Below are 1,214 nucleotides of genomic sequence, written 5' to 3' on the forward strand. Positions count from 1 at the left end.
GGGTCGAGGCCGAGTTCGCGCAGGCGCTGGACCACTTCCGCGGCGCGCAGGTCGGCCCACTCGTTGGTCTGCTTCTTCGTCTCACGACGGGAGGCGACTCGATGACTCGGACGAGCCGATTCTCGTCGAGAATCTCTGCCCGTCGCCGCCCGCTGGAAATCACGGGTCTTGCTTTGCTGGTGGTATTGGTCGTCTGTGCGACAGCGCTGGCCGTGCGTCAGAATTCTGCTGCCGAAAACGGCCGTTCCGCCCTCACTACAGCGACAACGGTTCCTCAGTTGCAGCCGGACACGGCGCCGGCATCGATGTGGTTCGGCGACAGCTTCACTGCGGGTATCAACGGAATCGGGCTCGGGGCGTACCCGAGAATCATCTGCGTCCGGATGGGGTGGAACTGCAATGTCGATGCACAGGGAAGCACCGGTTTCACCAACGACGGCGCCCCGGAGTATCAGGGAACTACAACACGATTCGCGAATCGCCTACCAGTGTCGATCGAGCGGTATCGAGCGGACATCATCTTCGTGGACGGTGGGCGAAACGATCTGCACATGACTCCGATGGATTTGTTTCCCGTCATGACGTCGTACATCGATGCCGTCCGGGACGCATGGCCGGATGCGCGTCTGGTGATCATCGTGCCGACCTACGTCACACCAGTGCCGTACGAAGGATACGAGCAATTCGTGTCAGCGCTGCGAAGTTACGGGGAATCGGTAGCGGCGACCGTGATCGATCCTGTCGCCGACGGTTGGTACGCCGACGTCGACCTCGCGTCATTGAAATTCGAGGATGGTGTGCACCCGAATGCAGTGGGGAATGCTGTGATTGCTCAGAAACTGGTGGAATCGCTGACTACCTCCGGTGTGATTCGCGAGGGCGCGCCCGATGGGGGAATTCTCCGATGAACCCGTCCGGCTTCTTCGAAGTCCTTCGTGACAGGTGGATTGTCGTGGGCATCTCGACAGTGCTCGGCCTGCTGGCAGGCGTTCTGTTGACATTGCTCACGCCGACCACCTTCAAGTCCTCGACCGAACTCTTCCTCACCACACCAGGTTGGGGAACACCGACCACTCTGGGCAATGCCGATTCGAGCCCGTTCCAAGGTGACGAGTTCTCGCAGCACCGGCCCCCGTTGCGGCGGCGGCCTGGTCGGGAGCGGGAACCGACAGAGCCAGCAGGGCGACGTCGTCACTCGCGCCCTCGGGCAGGGC

At 61.9% G+C, this 1,214-nt stretch carries 2 protein-coding genes; both read left to right on the forward strand.

What is annotated here, in order from left to right; genetic code table 11:
* Positions 1–908 (forward strand): SGNH/GDSL hydrolase family protein (locus ABT116_RS48070; RefSeq protein ID WP_351647809.1); only part of this gene is annotated, 908 nt, incomplete at its 5' end.
* Positions 905–1,214: hypothetical protein (locus ABT116_RS48075; RefSeq protein WP_351647811.1), on the forward strand; the 310-nt coding region annotated here is incomplete at its 3' end. The genes ABT116_RS48070 and ABT116_RS48075, both read left to right, overlap by 4 nt.

The organism is Streptomyces sp. NPDC002130, from assembly GCF_040296465.1.
Lineage (GTDB): Bacteria > Actinomycetota > Actinomycetes > Streptomycetales > Streptomycetaceae > Streptomyces.